Origin of the sequence: Pseudarthrobacter sp. C1 (genome assembly GCF_034720455.1) — a bacterium.
In the GTDB taxonomy this organism is placed as follows: domain Bacteria; phylum Actinomycetota; class Actinomycetes; order Actinomycetales; family Micrococcaceae; genus Arthrobacter.
The window spans coordinates 90,148-106,086 of record NZ_JAYESK010000006.1 but is presented as its reverse complement, the minus strand read 5'-3'; the positions used below and the strand labels follow the sequence as shown (position 1 = coordinate 106,086).

17 protein-coding genes are annotated in these 15,939 nt (G+C 67.5%); 8 read left to right on the top strand and 9 right to left on the bottom strand.

Going from position 1 to position 15,939, the window contains the following annotated elements; genetic code table 11:
* Positions 1-43: 43 nt before the first annotated feature.
* Together U7114_RS12025 and U7114_RS12020 are read right to left on the bottom strand one after the other, a co-directional pair.
* Positions 44-1,741: an amidase gene (locus U7114_RS12025; RefSeq protein WP_323057484.1), complete on the bottom strand. Its 1,698-nt coding sequence runs from the start codon at positions 1,739-1,741 to the stop codon at positions 44-46.
* On the bottom strand, positions 1,738-2,043 hold the full coding sequence (locus U7114_RS12020; protein WP_323057483.1) for a hypothetical protein: 306 nt from the start codon (positions 2,041-2,043) through the stop codon (positions 1,738-1,740). Before U7114_RS12020 ends, U7114_RS12025 begins: the two co-directional genes overlap by 4 nt.
* A 240-nt stretch (positions 2,044-2,283) precedes the next feature.
* Here U7114_RS12020 and U7114_RS12015 point away from each other — a divergent pair, with 240 nt between their 5' ends.
* The 3 genes from U7114_RS12015 (at position 2,284) to U7114_RS12005 (ending at position 5,102) form a co-directional block, all read left to right on the top strand.
* The gene (locus U7114_RS12015) at positions 2,284-3,741 is read left to right on the top strand and encodes a cation:dicarboxylate symporter family transporter (protein WP_323057482.1); all 1,458 of its coding nucleotides are present in this window, start codon (positions 2,284-2,286) and stop codon (positions 3,739-3,741) included.
* A gap of 38 nt (positions 3,742-3,779) precedes the next feature.
* Positions 3,780-4,079, top strand: a complete 300-nt coding sequence (locus tag U7114_RS12010) for a putative quinol monooxygenase (protein WP_157240688.1) — start codon at positions 3,780-3,782, stop codon at positions 4,077-4,079.
* A 93-nt stretch (positions 4,080-4,172) separates the two neighbouring features.
* Positions 4,173-5,102 carry a Rieske 2Fe-2S domain-containing protein gene (locus U7114_RS12005; protein WP_323057481.1) on the top strand — a complete coding sequence of 310 codons (930 nt, stop codon included), beginning with the start codon at positions 4,173-4,175 and terminating at the stop codon, positions 5,100-5,102.
* Between the two features lie 134 nt (positions 5,103-5,236).
* Here U7114_RS12005 and U7114_RS12000 read toward each other — a convergent pair whose 3' ends face one another.
* The 5 genes from U7114_RS12000 to U7114_RS11980 are packed head-to-tail and all read right to left on the bottom strand — an operon-like array spanning position 5,237 to position 11,035.
* Positions 5,237-6,946: an HNH endonuclease signature motif containing protein gene (locus tag U7114_RS12000; RefSeq protein WP_323057480.1), complete on the bottom strand. Its 1,710-nt coding sequence runs from the start codon at positions 6,944-6,946 to the stop codon at positions 5,237-5,239.
* Positions 6,947-7,000: 54 nt separating this feature from the next.
* Positions 7,001-8,203, bottom strand: a complete 1,203-nt coding sequence (locus tag U7114_RS11995; RefSeq protein ID WP_323057479.1) for an N-acetylglucosamine-6-phosphate deacetylase — start codon at positions 8,201-8,203, stop codon at positions 7,001-7,003.
* Entirely contained in the window at positions 8,203-8,955 is a 753-nt protein-coding gene (locus tag U7114_RS11990) for a copper homeostasis protein CutC (protein ID WP_321214579.1), read from the bottom strand. Before U7114_RS11990 ends, U7114_RS11995 begins: the two co-directional genes overlap by 1 nt.
* 2 nt (positions 8,956-8,957) lie before the next feature.
* Positions 8,958-9,737: a glucosamine-6-phosphate deaminase gene (nagB, locus tag U7114_RS11985; RefSeq protein ID WP_321214578.1), complete on the bottom strand. Its 780-nt coding sequence runs from the start codon at positions 9,735-9,737 to the stop codon at positions 8,958-8,960.
* A 47-nt stretch (positions 9,738-9,784) separates the two neighbouring features.
* A complete protein-coding gene (locus U7114_RS11980) occupies positions 9,785-11,035 on the bottom strand; it encodes a PTS transporter subunit EIIC (protein WP_157240697.1) in 1,251 nt (416 codons plus the stop codon).
* A gap of 228 nt (positions 11,036-11,263) precedes the next feature.
* Between U7114_RS11980 and U7114_RS11975 the strand changes: the two genes are divergently transcribed.
* Together U7114_RS11975 and U7114_RS11970 are read left to right on the top strand one after the other, a co-directional pair.
* Positions 11,264-11,494 (top strand): glucose PTS transporter subunit EIIB, encoded by a 231-nt coding sequence (locus U7114_RS11975; RefSeq protein WP_157240699.1) that lies wholly within the window; start codon positions 11,264-11,266, stop codon positions 11,492-11,494.
* On the top strand, positions 11,494-11,949 hold the full coding sequence (locus U7114_RS11970) for a PTS sugar transporter subunit IIA (protein WP_157240701.1): 456 nt from the start codon (positions 11,494-11,496) through the stop codon (positions 11,947-11,949). The genes U7114_RS11975 and U7114_RS11970 overlap by 1 nt, the downstream gene beginning before the upstream one ends.
* 39 nt (positions 11,950-11,988) lie before the next feature.
* Here the strand turns inward: U7114_RS11970 and U7114_RS11965 are convergent, their stop codons facing one another.
* The gene (locus U7114_RS11965) at positions 11,989-12,747 is read right to left on the bottom strand and encodes a GntR family transcriptional regulator (protein ID WP_323057478.1); all 759 of its coding nucleotides are present in this window, start codon (positions 12,745-12,747) and stop codon (positions 11,989-11,991) included.
* A 194-nt stretch (positions 12,748-12,941) separates the two neighbouring features.
* Here U7114_RS11965 and U7114_RS11960 point away from each other — a divergent pair, with 194 nt between their 5' ends.
* The gene (locus U7114_RS11960; RefSeq protein WP_323057477.1) at positions 12,942-13,799 is read left to right on the top strand and encodes a hypothetical protein; all 858 of its coding nucleotides are present in this window, start codon (positions 12,942-12,944) and stop codon (positions 13,797-13,799) included.
* Between the two features lie 93 nt (positions 13,800-13,892).
* Here the strand turns inward: U7114_RS11960 and U7114_RS11955 are convergent, their stop codons facing one another.
* Positions 13,893-14,501, bottom strand: coding sequence for a thymidylate kinase (locus tag U7114_RS11955; RefSeq protein WP_323057476.1), 609 nt, complete (start codon positions 14,499-14,501; stop codon positions 13,893-13,895).
* Positions 14,502-14,686: 185 nt separating this feature from the next.
* Between U7114_RS11955 and U7114_RS11950 the strand changes: the two genes are divergently transcribed.
* Both U7114_RS11950 and U7114_RS11945 read left to right on the top strand, forming a co-directional pair.
* Positions 14,687-14,956: a hypothetical protein gene (locus U7114_RS11950; protein ID WP_157240704.1), complete on the top strand. Its 270-nt coding sequence runs from the start codon at positions 14,687-14,689 to the stop codon at positions 14,954-14,956.
* Between the two features lie 8 nt (positions 14,957-14,964).
* Positions 14,965-15,900, top strand: coding sequence for a threonine/serine dehydratase (locus U7114_RS11945; protein ID WP_323057475.1), 936 nt, complete (start codon positions 14,965-14,967; stop codon positions 15,898-15,900).
* Positions 15,901-15,939 lie beyond the last annotated feature (39 nt).

Here is a 15,939-nt window from a genome sequence, read left to right as displayed (position 1 = left end):
GCCCGCCTCCTGGAAGGGGGCGGACCGGGGGCTTCCGGGGCTGCTACTGGGACAGCTCGGCCACCTCGTGCGCCTCGAGACGGCCCCGGCCCGGTGGAACGGGCGCGGCCGCAACCTTGCCGCGGGCGCTCTTGCTGAAGGGCTTCCGGGACTTGGACGGATCAACGGAGATCGGCTCGGGGGAGTCCCCGGCAGGGTTCGCCGGGCGCCGCAGGTGCCAGTCCGTCACGGCCTGGTACGCCGCAGCCACGGCAAGGAGCCGGTCCTCGGCGAAGGGCTGGCCGCCGAGGATGGTGCCGATGGGAACGCCCGCGGAGTCGAAGCCGATGGGCAGGGCGAGTTCCGGCAGGCCGATGGCATCGAACGGGTTGGGGCTGGTCTGCAGCACCACGTCGCACTGCTCGAACAGGTTGTCCAGCACGCGTTCCAGCAGCAGGACCTTGGCACGCTGGCCCAGCACATACTCGTTCGCGCCGAGCATGGAGCCCTGCAGCCAGCCGGTTACCGACACCCCGAAGCTGCGCAGGTCCTTGCGCAGCACCGGCAGGAAGGGCTCGCTGCGTTCCGGCAGCCGGACGTTGTTGAAGGCCGTGCTGGTGAGGGTGTCCCAGTCCTCCGGCAACCGCACGTCGACCACCTGGATGCCTTCAATGCCGGCGAGCTTGTCCAGGAAGGCCCGGCGTGCGGCCGCTGTTTCCGATGAGCCTGCGGTGAAGTCCGGGATGACGCCCACGCGGGTCCCCCAGCGCATGGCCACCTTGTTGCCGCGCTTCACCGGGGTGGCGGCCTGGATCAGGTCCGGAACCGGTGGAAGCCCCAGTGTCCGCGGATCGTTGGGATCCTCGCCGGCCATGGTGCTCAACATGATTGCCGCGTCCTTGGCATCCCTGGCGAGGGGGCCAGGGTGGTCGCGGGTATAGCTCAGGGGGATGATGCCGTACAGCGAGACCCGGCCCATGGTGGGTTTGAGCCCGGTGAGGTTCTGGGCGTTGGAGGGCGCGGTGATGGAACCGCCGGTTTGGGTTCCGACGCTGGACGCCGCCATCCGTGCGGCCACAGCCGTGGCTGAGCCGGACGAGGACCCGCCGGGATTCGTCTGCGGATTCCCCGGCGTCCACGCATTGACGGTGGTGATGCGGCCGTCCGGCGTGGTGGCCCTGGTGGTGGCGAGCGGCCCCATCTGGGTCTTGCCAAGGACGATGCCGCCGGCATTCGCCAGCCTGGAGACCGCCGTTGCGTCAAAAGGGGGAACAAAGTCCTTGAAGATGTAGGAGTTCGCCGTCGTGGGATAAGCGCGGGTGTAGTAGTTGTCCTTGATGGCCAGGGGAATACCGTGCAGGGGACCCTTGTACGCCGCGCCGGCCAGGGCGCGGGCGCTGGCAAGGGCGTCGTCGGCGGCCACGAGGTTGAAAGCCTGGTAGCCCGCATCAAAGGCGCCGATCCGGTCGAGGTAGGCCTCCACCAGGAGTTCCGCACTGAGCCGGCCCTGCCGGATGAGGCTTGCTGCTTCCGCGATGGTCAGTTCGGTGATGTCGGTGAGGGCCTCGGGCCGGACGTCGCCGTAGGCGTCCGGGTTGATGCCTGCGGGCACTGTTGCCGAGGGCGCCGCATGGGCAACAGCGGGAAGCGCCGCCGCGCCCAACGAGGTGGCCGCAGCCAGCACGGCAAACCTGTTGACGAATGACCGGCGGTCGATGGTGCGGTCCATGGGCTGGCTGGTCGAGCTTTCCACCGGGTTCATGCCGTCCTCCGTGCAGTGTCAATCGAGGGGTACAGGGCCGGAGGGGCCGCCTGCTGGGACAAGAGTGCAGGGTCCGCATTGCCTGCCGGGCCGGCGAAAGGCACCTGGTAGGCGCCGAGTTCAGCGACTGTGGTGCGCATGAAGGAGCGCAGGCTGGCCAGGACCGACGCCTGTCCCGGGCTTCCCGTCTCCGGGTCGCTGGCGGTTCCGGCGGGGAGCTGGTTCAGGTCGATGCCGAGCGAGGCGAGGCGGGCCCGGATCATGGTGTCCAGTTCGGCGTCGGTGGGGGGAGTGAGTGGCATGATGCTCCGTTTCTTCGGGGCTGGGGTGCAGCCCGTGCAGCTGAGACAAGGGGATACTTTCACTCCCCCGTGGCGCTGTCATGTCACATAAGTTGCCGGCTCATTTCGCCCCGACGGACCCCGTCGGTTTAATAATTCCGCATTACGGATTTATCTTTCCGGAAACATGCATTCCCTAGCGTTGCTCGTGACCCTGCGGCATCCCGTGTGCCGTCCGTCCTTCAACGAACAGGCACTGGCATGAACTTCACCGCCGACGCAGCACCCTCCCTGCAACCGCCAACCGGGGCGCCCAGGCAGCCGCTCTACAAGTCCCTCTTCTTCCAGATCCTGGTTGCCGTCGTCGCCGGCGTCCTGATCGGCCACTTCTGGCCTGACACCGGCGCGGCGCTTCGCCCCCTGGGTGACGGCTTCATCCAGTTGATCAAGATGATCATCGCGCCGCTGATCTTCCTGGTGATCGTCACCGGCATCGCGGCAGTCAGCGACGTCAAGGCCGTAGGCCGCGTCGGGGTGAAGGCGCTGGCCTATTTCACGGCAGCCACGCTGTTCGCCCTGGTCTTCGGCCTCGTTGTGGGGAACCTTGTCCAGCCCGGCGCGGGCCTGAACATCGATCCGGCGTCGCTCTCCCAGGACGCCCTCAACGCGAAAACCGCCACCGCCCCGCCCAAGGACGCCGGCGCCTTTATCCTGGGAATCATTCCCACGAGCGTGGTGGGCGCCTTTGCCGGCAACAGCCTGCTGCAGGTCCTGTGCTTCGCGGTGTTCTTCGGTGCGGCGATCGTCGTCGTCGGCCGTGAACGCTGCCTGCCGGTCATCACCCTGATGGAAACGGTGCTGGAACTGTTCTTCAAGATCATGGGCTGGGTGATGCGGGTGGCTCCCGTGGGAGCCTTCGGCGCCATGGCCTTCATCATCGGACAATACGGCCTGGGCTCGCTGGGCACCTATGCGCTGCTGATCGCAGCCTGCTATGGCGCGGCAATCGTGTTCATCGGGCTGCTGTTCGTGGTGGCGTGGGCGTATCCGCGGGTGCCGCTGTGGCAGTTCATGAAGTACACCCGGGAGGAATTCCTCCTGGCGCTGGGCACCGCGTCCACCGAGTCCGTGATGCCACGCATCATGACCAAGCTGACCAACGCCGGCTGTTCCCGCGCCACCACCGGCCTGGTGGTCCCCACCGGCTACTCCTTCAACCTGGACGGCGCCGCGCTTTACCTTTCCATCTCGCTGCTGTTCCTGGCGCAGGCCTTTGGCTACAACCTGGACCTGGGCCAGCAACTTGCCGCCCTTGGGGTCCTCATGCTTACGTCCAAAGGAATGGCCGGCGTACCCGGTTCGGCGTTCCTGGCGCTCTCCGCCACCGCGGGTGCGCTGGGGATCTTCCCGGTGGCCGGCGTCGCGCTGCTCCTTGGCGCGGACCGGTTGATGGACTCCATGCGCGTAGTGGTGAACCTGCTGGGGAACTGCGTTGCCACTTTTGTGGTGGCAAAGTGGGAGGGCCAGTTCGACCGTGCCGCCATGCTTCGCGCCTTTGCCGGTGACATCGCCTTTGCCGGTGGCATTACGACGGCGGAGGCAGCGACGGAGCCAGCCAGCAGCAAAGTGCCGGGTGGCCCCGCAGTGGCGCCCGAAGCAGAACCGTCCCGGCCGGCGGAAACCCTGCCCGTGGAGACGTCCCCTGCGAGGGCGCGGTAGCGCCGCGTTCTGTCGTGCCCGTCCTGCACACTGTCCCTATGACCTTTGCGAATGTGGGAACCCTCGAGACCAAACCCGGCCAGCGTGACGCCGTCGTTTCCATCCTGGTCCGGCCCATGGCCGGGCTGAAGGAGGCAGGCTGCCTGCTGTATGAGGTCGGCATCAACGATGCCGCGCCGGACACGGTGTTCGTATGTGAACTGTGGGAATCGCCGGAGGCCCACCGGGCTTCGCTGGAACTGGACAGCGTGCAGGCTGCCATAACCGAGGCCATGCCCCTGCTGTCCGGCGAAATGGGCGGCCACCAGTTCACGGTGCTTGGTTCTCCACTCCGTTAGCCTTCCGCGCCCCATTGCCCTGTGCCCCGCCCGCCCCAGCAAGTAAGCTTCCGGGCAACGGCTGGACACGGAGCAAAGGGGTAAGGGAGACGCATGAGACCGCTGCCTGCATTGGAACTTGTTACCCGCCTGGAGGATGCCGAGTGGCTGGATCCTGTGGCCAAGAAGGTCCGAAAGGTGGTGAAGCGGGTTATCCGCCCGAAGTGGGCACGCGACGTCCTCCATGGCGTTCCCATAGGGCACCCCGTGCATCCGCTGGCGGTCCAGGTGCCGCTCGGGGCCTGGATATCGGCCGCTGTACTGGATGCTTTCCCCGGTAATGATCGGGCTGCCGCAGTCCTGATCGGAATGGGAACCGGCACCGCTGTGCCCTCCGCCGTCGCAGGTTTTACCGATTGGAGCCAGCTGCACCCCCAGCAGCAGCGGGTAGGGCTGGTTCACGCTGCCGCCAACATCACCGCAACGGGCCTATACCTTGCCTCGTTGGTTGCACGTGCCCGGGGCGGCCGGGGAAGCGGCAAGGTGCTCGCTTACCTGGGCCTTGCCGTGGTGGGTGCGGGCGGTTTCCTGGGTGGCCACCTGACCTACCGGCAGGCGGCCGGCGTTAACCACAGCGAGGAGATCCCGCACCGCTTCCCGAGCGGCTGGCAGCCCCTGGCACCGCTGGCGGAACTGCCGGACGGCAAGCTCCACAAGGTTGTTGTTGCCGAAATCCCGTTGCTTGTCTACCGGGAGGCAGAAGATGTGCGCGTTCTGTCCGATGTCTGCAGCCACCTTTCCGGGCCGCTTCACGAAGGCAAGCTGAAGGGCGGCAGGCTTCAGGCCGGGGCGGTTCAGGCTGGCGGGGCTTCTGGCGGTGGTGATGGCAGCGGCGACCCGTGCGTCGTCTGCCCCTGGCACGGAAGCACCTTCTCGCTCCGTACGGGAGAAGTCCAGGCTGGCCCCGCAACGGCACGGCAGCCACTGTTCGAGACCCGTGTGAGCGACGGCCTCGTGGAAGTGTGCCTGCCGGGGGCTGAGTAGGCGCGCTCGCCTGAGGCCTTAGCCGGGCATGCGCCCGGCCGCAGGGGCAGGGCGGTGTCCCGCCCGCGTACTTGGCACCGTCTATTTGGCCGGGTCTGTATTTGGCCGGGTCTGCGGCGGGCATGTGGTGCCGGCTAGGTCAGCGCCGGGTAGCCGGCCCTTAAAGGGTCGCGGGCCCAAACGGCCGGCAAGGCATAGAAGTCCTCCCATAAGGGGTCGTCCGCCGGCAGATCGTCCGGGTCCAGCAGGTTGTCACCCACAGGTTCCTCGGGAGGAGGTTCCACGTAAGGGAGGTCTCCGGCAGGGCAGCCATAAGTAGTGGTCATGGATGGATACGGCTGCAGGCCAGGCGTTTGCCCGGTGTGCTGCTCCTTCGGTTTTGGCCGCGCCGGCACGTCCGGCCAGTGGGGTGGTTCCCAGTCCTGGTGTTCGCTTGTGTAGTGGCGGCCGGTGGGTGAGGTCCAGCCGGGTGGTGCGGTTTTGGTGGCGGGGGTGGGTTTCCAGCCGCTGGTGTGGCGGAGTTTGTGGTGTTTCGGGCAGGGCTGTCCGAGGTTCGAGACTCCTGTGGTGCCGCCGGTGTGCCAGGCGAGGAGGTGGTCGGCTTCGTTGTCGAGGGAGGGGTTGCTGCAGCCGGGGAAGGGGCATTTTCCGTCCCGCAGCCTGAGCCAGTTCCGCATGGCTTTGGTCACCCGGTAGCTGGTGCGGCCGATTTCCAGCGGCGCGCCGTCCCGCGGGTCCACCAGCACCCGGTGGAACGAATCCGCCCCGTCGGCGACGAGGTCCCGGGCCATGGAGGGCGGGATGGGGCCGTACCCGTCCAGCACCGCCGGCTCGTCCGTCAGGCCGAGCAGGGCGAACACTGGCACGGTGACCAGCACCTGCGGCCGAATCGACGACGACGGGCCGGGACCTGCCACCTCCCCGCCGCAGGACCTGCCCGCCTCACCGTGCCCGGCACTGGTTGCCTCGCTGTGTCCGGTAACCGGGGAGATGTTCCCGCTGCTCAGGAGCGCCTCGGCGAGATTGTCGGCCCTGAGCTGGGTCAGGGTGCGGGCCTCGTCCGGGCCCTGCAGTCCCCGGGAAATGGCGGTCAGCCGGTTCCAGATTGCGGACGCCTGGTCCGCGGGCAGGTAGGCGGCCACCCAGGCCATCGCATCGTTATCCGGCCAGTACTCCACGCGTCTATCCGCCAGGGACTTGGCGTGCCGCTTCGCCAGGCTCTCCGGATGGTGCCGCTCCCGCCACCCCCGGGCCTTGGCCCTGAACCGGTACGCGGGCATCTCCCCCACCGGGCACCCGCGGACCGCCCCCGGGGCGTCCGGGTCCAGGAAATGGGCCTCCAGGGCCGCCGCCCCGGCCGGGCCAAGGCCGACGGTCTGGTCCACCATGGTCCGGGCATGCGCCCAGGAAATCGTCCCGCCCTGCAGGGCTGCCAGGGTCCGGGGCAGCGACGCGGTCAAGGCATGGGCTTCAGCCAGCAAAGCACCGGCGGCCCGGTCACCGATGGCCAGCGCACACCCGACCTCCGCCACCAGGCTCCGGTCCTGCGCCGTGGCCTCGTGAGGGGACCCGGGCGGAGGATTCATCGCCTTCGTCGCCCCGGCAAGGGCCGTCGCGGCCACTGCCTTCACCGCCGCCAACTTCGCTTCCGACCGCGCCACCCCACCCAGGACATCCAACGCCGCATCAGCAACCCGCTGCAACGGATCGTCATCAGCCCCGCCAGCAAGACCGGAACCAGGCGTACCGGAAACAGCGGTACCGCTGCCATTAAGCACCGCCGCAAAAGCAGCCACAGATGCGTCTACTGCCGCCTCCGCCTCCGCCACCGGGTTGCTTTCCATGAATCCATCTTGGCAGTGGGGTCTGACATTCAACGGCCGGACAACCGAACAGCGCTACCCCGGCGGTGTGACCCACTCGCCCCGCCGCAGCACTCCCTCAAGACGCAGGTCCCGGTCAACGACAACGACGTCGGCCGGCATGCCTTCGCGGAGGTCGCCTGCCTGTGCTGAGAATCCCAGGACGGACGCAGGAACTGCGGTGGCCGCCGTCGTTGCTTCCTGCAGGGTGACGCCAGCCGCCACGGTGGACCGCAGAACGTCGAGCATCGTTGCCGTACCACCGGCGATCGCGCCATTGCCATCCGTCCGGGCCACGCCTCCGTCAACCGTCACCGCAAGGGTGCCCAGCCGGTACTGGCCATCGTGCAGGCCCGTTGCCGCCATGGAGTCCGTGACCAGCGCGATGTTTGCCGCGCCCACCAGTTCGAACACCATTTTGACCGTCTCCGGAGCCAGGTGGACGTCGTCGGCAATCAGTTCCACGACGGCGTTGCCGGCATGGGCCGCACCCAGGCTGGCGGACACCGGACCGGGGGAGCGGTGGTGCAGGCTGGGCATTGCATTGAAGAGGTGCGTGACGGTGGGCCGGATCCGGCCGGTGGTATTGGCCGGCACCGCGAGCCCTTCAGCCGCCCGTTCCAGGAATGCGGAGGCCGTCTGGCTGTCCGCGGCGGTGTGGCCCAGGGAGGGGATGATTCCACGCGCCGTCAGCAGGTCGACCAGCGTGGAGGCGCCCGGCAGTTCGGCCGCCAGCGTCATGGAAACCAGGGAAGCGCCCGCCGCCTCCAACAGCCGGGCCATCAACGCTGCATCGGGTTCCAACAGCAGCCCAGGATCGTGCGCGCCGCACTGCCCGGCCGAGAGGAAGGGACCTTCCAGGTGCGTGCCCGCAACCAGCCCCTCTTCGGCCAAGGCCCGCAGCACCTTCACGTTCCGGAGCAGATCAGCAGGGGCAGCGGTGACCAGGCTGGCCAGCAGCGTGGTGGTTCCGCGGCTGTGCAGGTAGCGGGCTGCTGAACGGGCACCCGCCGCCGAACCTTCGGAGAAGTCCGAGCCGTGGGCCCCGTGGCAGTGCAGGTCCACCAGCCCGGGCAGCAGGATGCGGCGGGGCTGTGGTTCGCCCGGCCAGCCTTGCCCGGGAAATTGCGACGCCGGCCCGGCATAGGTGACCCGTCCGCCGTCGACCGCTACCAAGCCGTCCGCGATGTCCATGGTTGCGGAGACGAGGCGGCCGCGAAGAATCAGTTCACTGCCCATCATGCAGCCTTTCGAAGAGCAGCTGCCATCCCGGCAGCAAGTGAGGGATCCGCGGCACGGGCCCTTGACCCTGTGGAGGGGTCTACCCCCCGCGCCGAGGTGTGGATGGCGTGGACACCGCTGTGGACCAGCCCGGACATGTGTTCCAGCCGTACTCCGCCCCCGGCCATGATCTGTACCGACGGGGCATGGTCCCGTCCCAGCTGAACCAAATGCGCCAGCATGGGCAGCCCGGTGGCGCAGTCAGGGCTTCCGCCGCTGGTGAGGACCCGGTTGGCGCCGGCCCGTTCCAGACGGGCCAATGCATCAGCAGGGTCCAGGCCCGCAGCGAGGGCAGTATCGAATGCCCGGTGGAAGGTCATCTCTGCAGCGGGGTGGCGGCGGCGGGCCACCCCGGCAAGGCGCTGAAATGCCGGAACGTCCGGGCCGCCGTCGGCCGCCAACACTCCTACGACGACGCCCGCGGCACCGGCGTCCAGCACCGCCGCCACATCGCGCTCAAGTACGTCAAGCTCCTCAGCCGTGTACACGAAGCCGCCGGGCCGCGGCCGGACGAGCACATGGACCGGAAGGCCCACCAGGCACGCCTGCGTCACGGTGCCGATGCTTGGCGTGATGCCGTCCGTTTCCGCGAGTGCGGCGCAGAGCTCAACCCGCGCGGCGCCCACAGACGCTGCGAGCCGCACCCCCGCGGCGTCTTCCACCGCCAGCTCAAGTAGCGGCAGTCCCGCCCGGCTCAGGGACCGTGCCATTCTCAGAGACCCTGCCAGGCGGGCTTCCGCCCAAAGGTGTCCTGGTAGTACGCCCGGTGCGCCAGCATGGACGCAGCAGCCTCGTCCACCAGGACCGTGACGTGCGGATGGAGCTGGAGCGCGGACGCAGGGCATAGCGCCGCCACGGGACCTTCCACTGCTGCCGCGACGGCCCCGGCCTTGGCTTCACCCATCGCAAGAAGCAGCAGGTGCCGCGCCTCCAGGATGGTGCCCAGGCCCTGGGTCAGCACATGGTCCGGAACCGCCGCGGGATCCGTAAAGAAGCGGGCGTTGTCCTGCCGGGTCTGCTGGGTGAGGGTCTTGATCCTGGTCCGGGAGGCCAGCGAGGACATCGGTTCGTTGAAGCCCACATGGCCGTCCGAGCCGATGCCCAGGATTTGGATGTCCACTCCACCCGATGCTGCAATGGCCGCCTCATACCGTGCGGCCTCGGCGTCGAGATCCTCCGCCACGCCATCCAGGCCGTGCACCGTCCCTGCCGGGAAGTCCACACTGTCCACGAACTCCCGCCGGATCACCGAGTGGTAGGACTGCGGGTGCGTGCCGGGCAGGCCAACATACTCATCAAGGAGGAAGGCTTGCGCCCCGGCAAAGCTCAGCCCGCCGTTCCGGTGCCGACGGGTGAGCTCGCGGTACGTGCCGAGGGGCGTTGACCCGGTGGCCAGGCCGAGCACTGACGGGCCGCTGAGGACCTGCTGCTCGATGGCGTCCGCGGCCGTGCGGGCCACGTCGGCGGGGGTGCGGAGGATAACGATTTCCATGCGGTTAGGGTGCTTTCGGTTGCTGGTGCCAAGGACAGGATGCCGGCCTACTTGGCGGCGTCGGTTTCTATGGTGATCTCGTCGTCCTCGCGGCCCGGGGTGCGGAGGTTCCAGCGTTTGATCACGAAGGAGAAGAGGAAATAGTAGATCGCCGCGTAGCCCAGGCCGATGGGGATAAGCAGCCACCCGTTTTGCGCCTTGCCGAAGTTGAGGACGAAGTCGATCAGGCCTGCCGAGAAGGTGAAGCCATGGTGGATGTCCAGCGCATTCACCAAGGCCATGGACGTGCCGGTCAGGGCCGCGTGCACGATGTAGAGCGGGAAGGCGACGAACATGAAGGAGTACTCAAGCGGTTCGGTGATGCCGGTGAAGAACGCGGTCAGGGCTGTGGAGAGCATGATGCCGCCCACCACCTTCTTCTGGCTGGGCTTTGCGTGGCGCCAGATGGCCAGGGCGGCTGCCGGCAGGCCGAACATCATGATGGGGAAGAACCCGGCCATGAAGGCGCCGGCGGCGGGGTCGCCCGCGAAGAAGCGGTTCAGGTCGCCGCGGACCAGCTGACCGGAGGCGTCGGTGTAGTCGCCAATAAGGAACCAAAGCCCGGAGTTGAGGATGTGGTGCAGGCCTGCCGGGAGGAGCATGCGGTTGGCGAAGCCATAGATGCCGCCGCCGAGCTCGGGGTTTCCGGCGACAGCCTGCCCTGCCGCTGACAGGCCGGAGTTGAAGATGGGGTACACCAGCGCGAGGCAGACGCCGGCAACCAGGCTGGCGACGGATGTCAGGATGGGCACCAGGCGGCGGCCGCTGAAGAAGCCCAGGAAGTCGGGCAGTTTGGTGCGGTAGAACCGCTGCCACAAGGTGGCGGAAAACAGGCCCACCACAATGCCGGCCAGCACACCGTAGTTGATCACCGATTGCTTGCCGGAAGGATCAACCTGGCCGGCCAGGACCAGCGGCGACATTGCCTTGAAGACGCCGTCGATCACCATGTAGCCCACCACTGCTGCCAGCGCGGTGGATCCGTCCGCCTTCTTGGCCCAGCCGATGGCGATGCCCACAGCGAAGATGAGCGGCAGCCACGTGAAGACGGCGTTGCCGGCGGCCGAAATGACGGCGGCGCCGCCTTCGAATCCGGGAATGGCGCCGAGCAGGTCGGCCTGGCCGATGCGCAGGAGGAGGCCGGCGGCGGGGAGGACGGCGATGGGCAGCATCAGGCAGCGGCCCAGCCGCTGAAGGGTGGCAAAAGCCCTGTTCGGCTTTTTCTCTGGAGCCAGTGCGGCGGTCTCGGATGTTGGCATGATTGCACCTCTGCGGGTTCGGATGGGGGCTTGTGGAGTGGGGGTCACAGCCGGTACTGTCTGGTTATGACCAGTTCAGTGTGATTCATCCCACGGACCCTGTCAAGGCATGAGGAAAACCCCGCGGTTATCCAAATGTCCGGCGGGACAAGCCGTGACTGGTCGCACCTGGGCCGCCGGCCCGGTGCTGAAGAAGTGCCCCCGTGGGCACCGTCAGAAAGGGCAGCCATGTCCAAAGCACAACAAATCATTGAAGGCCTGGGCGGAGCCGGCAACATCGTGGAGGTCGAGGCGTGCATCACGCGCCTCCGCACGGAAGTCAAGGATTCCTCCCTGGTCAATGAGGCATCCTTGAAGGCTGCCGGAGCGCACGGGGTGCTGACCGCCGGCACGGCCGTCCAGGTCATTGTGGGACCCGAGGCCGACATGCTTGCCGAAGACATCGAGGACCTGCTCTGATGCCGTCGCTTGTTGTCCACGCGCCCATTGGCGGCACGGTTGTTCCCCTGGCCGAGGTTCCGGATCCGGTCTTCGCGGGCCAGATGGTGGGCGCGGGTGCGGCGGTCGAGCCGCCGGCCGGGGAAGCGTTCGACGTCGTGTCCCCGGTGTCGGGGAAGGTGGTAAAGCTCCTGCCCCACGCCTTTGTGGTGGTTGAGTCGTCAGGGCGCGGCGTGCTGACCCACGTGGGCATCGATACCGTCAAGCTCAAGGGCGAAGGCTTCAAGCTGCTCATAGCCCAGGGGGACACCGTCGGCGCCGGTGACCCTGTCATGCATGTGGACCCCGCCGCCGCCCTTGCTGCGGGGTATTCGCTGGTGAGTCCCGTCGTCGTGCTTGACTCCAAGCCGGACACCGCAACCCTCGTCGTGTCCGGCGGGGTGGCCGCCGGTTCCGGCCTGTTCCGGATGGACTAACAGCGCCCGAAGTGTCTATTGGCCCGGGCCGGACGGCGGCTAGAGCCGAACTTCCATGGTGAGGGAGTAGCGGTCGGAACGGTACCAGGACCGCGAATGCTCAATAGCCAAGTGGCCTGAATACGAGACGCGGTCGAATGCCAGTACCGGCGCCCCGGTTCCCGTGCCGAGGAGCGCCCCGACGTCCGCCGGCGCGCCCTCGGACCGCACGCTTTGCCGTGCCCTGTCGATTTGGTGGCCGAACTGCGCTGCCAGCGCCTTGTAGACGGACCCCGTCAGGTCGATATCCAGCAGCCCCGCCGCGTGCTCCGGGTTGTACCAGGCGTCATCAACGCTTACTGGCCGGCCATCCGCCAACCGGAGGCGCCGGAGGTGGATCGCTTCCGACCCTGGCTCCAGGCTCAGCGCTTCCGCGGTGTCATCCGGGGCTGCGGCGGCCTCGGCCACAAGCACGACGGTGCTGGGAACGTGGCCCATGGCTTCCATCTCCTGTGTGAAGGAGGCCAGGTGCAGGGTGGACTGCACGGGAGAGTCCGCCACATAGGTGCCCTTCGCCGGGACCCGGACCAGGTGCCCTTCGTTGACCAGGCGGCCGATGGCGGCCCGGACGGTAATCCTGCTGACGCCGTAGGTGTCCATGAGGGTACGCTCGCTGGGCAGGCGGGCGCCCGGTTCCAGTTCGTCCTTGGCCAGCTTCAGGATGATCAGGCGCAGCTGCTCATGCTTGGGGACCTGGGAGTTGTTGATGCCCGGGCCGGCTGGCGCAGCGCTGCCCGCTGGTGGTGCTGTGGCTGGCACGTGTGCCCCCTCCGATCCGTGGAGCGGTCCGGTAAGGACCACTGAAACGGATTATTCCATATGGACGCCTGGCCGGCGGATCCTTTGGCCCGGCGACCTGCCGGACTTGTGCCGGATATTTCCCGCGGAGGTTTGAATCCCTTAGGCTAGGAACACTAAGCATGCTTTCTATTTCTTGTAAGGGGTTGTACCTGATGCGAAAAGTACCTGCGCTTGGAGTGTTGACAGCAGCGATGATTGCGTTGGCCGGTTGTACGGGCGGCGGCGGTGGTGGTGCTGCCAGCCCATCGGCTTCGGAGACGGCTTCGGCGTCCGCTACGGCTGAGGCGAAGGTTTACAGCGAGGATGAGCTCCGCGACCTGATCTCCGGCTTGACTGATGACGACGGCAATGAGCTGAAGCTGTATTCCAAGGAACAGGTGGACCAGGGCGGAAACATCGCCAGCCTGCTCCTGAGCACCGCAAACGTGGATCCTGCAGACTGCAAGGACATCGCCACGGCCGGGCTGCTGGACAAGGTGGAAAGCGGCGACGTGGCCGTGGCGCTTTCTGAGGGGGACCAGCCCCGCAGCCTGTCCGCCCAGTCAGGCAGCGAGGGGCCGGACGCCGTGAAGGTGCTCAGTGACATCAGCGGCAAGATGGACAAGTGTGCCAAGTTCTCCGTAGAGGCGCTGGGACAAAAGTACGAGGTCACCAGCGAGGAGGTGAAGGCAGAGACTGACGCCGAGAAGACCTTCGCCACGATGAGCACCCGCAGCGGCGAAAACCAGCAGAAGCTGATGCAGGTCTCCGCTGCCCAGGGGCGGCTGCTGGTGGTTGCCACCAAGAGCGGCGCCAACCTCGGCGACCCGGACCGGAAGGAGCTGGAGGACCTCATCAACCAGGTGCTGAAGAAGGCCGACGGCGGCAGCGGGACTTCCAGCCCGACGTCCACCAGCACGTCCCGTTCCACCAGTACGTCCTCGCCGGGCGGTTCGGCCTCACCTACGGCAACGAAGAGCGAGTCGACGGGCAGCGCGACGTCCTCGGCGTCGCCGACTTCATCGCGCTAAGGCGTTGTCGCGCCAGGGCTGCCTTTTGGGGAGGGCGGGCGGACTGTGGGTCCGCCCGCCCTTTGTCCGTGCGGCGCCAGTCACCGTGGAGCGCTAGTCACCGTGGAGCGCCGGCTGGGCTGCCGCCGTCGAGGGCGTCAGTTGGCGGATGACGCCCGCCAGGCGCTGCGCCAGCTCCGGGGCGGGCACCGACGCGTCAACCTTCAGGAAGCCGGTGAATTCCGGCAGCTGGCGGTACCCGCGGTCGAAGGCAACCAGGTCGTCCAGCGTCTCGGAGTCGGTACCGCGGGAGACGATACGGTGGTGCGCCAGGAGCGGGTCCACCTCAAGATGCACGACAGCCTCGGGAGCGGGAAGCTTATCCAGCAGCCAGGGGAGTAGGCGGCCGCGTCCCAGTCCTTTCGTTTCCCGGAGGGCCAGCTGGCAATACAGGTGCCGGTCCATCACCACCAGGCCGTCAAAGCGGCTGGCACGCAGGTGGTTCACCAACACGTTCCACACCCTGAACGTGGTTTCCACGGCGTCCGCCACACGGCTGGGCGGGCGGATCCCAAGCTTCGCGGCCAGGACGGACATGCTGCGCCGGCCTGCGTGGTTGTTGAGCAGCAGTACGCGGCCGCCTTCAGCCGCAACGGCTGACACCAGGGCTTGGGCGGCCGTGGACTTTCCCGAACCGTCAATCCCGGTCAGGACAATGATCATGTGGCCTCCTTTCGCCATCGTGTTAACGCAGGGTACGCTCCGGAAGTCCCGGCGGAGTCGCAATTCACAGGTTATGGGCGCCATCTCACAGCTTCCGGCGGCCCGAAGAGGCCAGCCCGTAGGGTGGAGAGCGGTACGGGTATATCCCCGCCAAACACCGCAGTTCCCAAGCGAAAGGCAGAACCATGACTGCTAGCAACGACGAGCCGCAGAACACCGCAGACCTTCGGGGCCCGGGAGATCCGGACGAAGCCGGGGAAGCCAGCGCAGCCAAGCAGGCCCCGCAGGGCGGCCAGCACCCGGAACTGCCCGGTGCCGGCAACATCCGGGAAGAGCAGCAGGCACATGCTGCAGGAACCGTGCCGGCGTCCTACACGGGCAGCGGCGAACCGCCCCGGGAACACAAGCCCGAGGATGCCCTGCAGGAGCCGGGAACCTGGGACGACGAGGTCTAAGCGCAGCAATGATTACCCGTGCCGACGTGGAACAGGCAGCACGAAGGATCTCCGGCCTCACCCGCATAACGCCTGTCCTCGAAAGCGACCCTAAAGTCTTCCCCGGCCCGGTGTGGTTCAAATGCGAATATATGCAGCACACCGGAACGTTCAAGGCCCGTGGCGCCCTCAACAGGGTCTTGGCTGCCAGGGAACGCGGCGAGCTTAAGCCGGATGTCGGCATCGTGGTGGCCTCCGGCGGCAACGCCGGACTGGCCAACGCCTACGCAGCCGCACAGCTGGGCGTCCCCGCTGCCGTGTTCGTCCCCGCCGCCGCGCCCGCAGTGAAGGTCCGCAAACTCAAGGCCATCGGCGCGGCAGTGGTGCAGGGCGGGGCGGAGTACGCGGAGGCGTACCAGGCGGCCGTCAAGCACGCCAGGGAAACCGGGGCGGTTTACTGCCACGCCTATGACCAGCCCGAAATAGCCGCCGGAGCCGGAACGGTAGGGCTCGAGCTCCTGGACCAGGTGGGCGGGCTGGATACCGTCCTGGTTGCCGTGGGCGGCGGCGGCCTGATGGCGGGAATCGCGGCGGCAGTCGAGGGCCGGGCCAAAGTGGTGGCGGTGGAGCCGGAGACGGCACCGACGCTGCACTCAGCGTTGGCCGCCGGAGCGCCTGTTGACGTCCCGGTATCAGGCGTGGCGGCGGATTCCCTCGGTGCCCGCCGCATCGGCGACATCGGCTTCTCCGTGGCGGTCCGCGCCGGCGTCGAAAGCGTCCTGGTGTCCGACGCCGACATCATCGAAGCCCGCCAAAAGCTGTGGGAGGACTACCGGATCATCGTGGAACACGGCGCCGCTGCCGCTTATGCCGCGCTGACGTCCGGCGCCTACCTCCCGGGCGTGGGCGAACGCGTGGCGGTCATCCTGTGCGGCGCCAACACGGATCCGGCCACCCTCACGTGACCGGACCCGGCGGAAAGCGCGCGGCAAGCCATCCGGAAT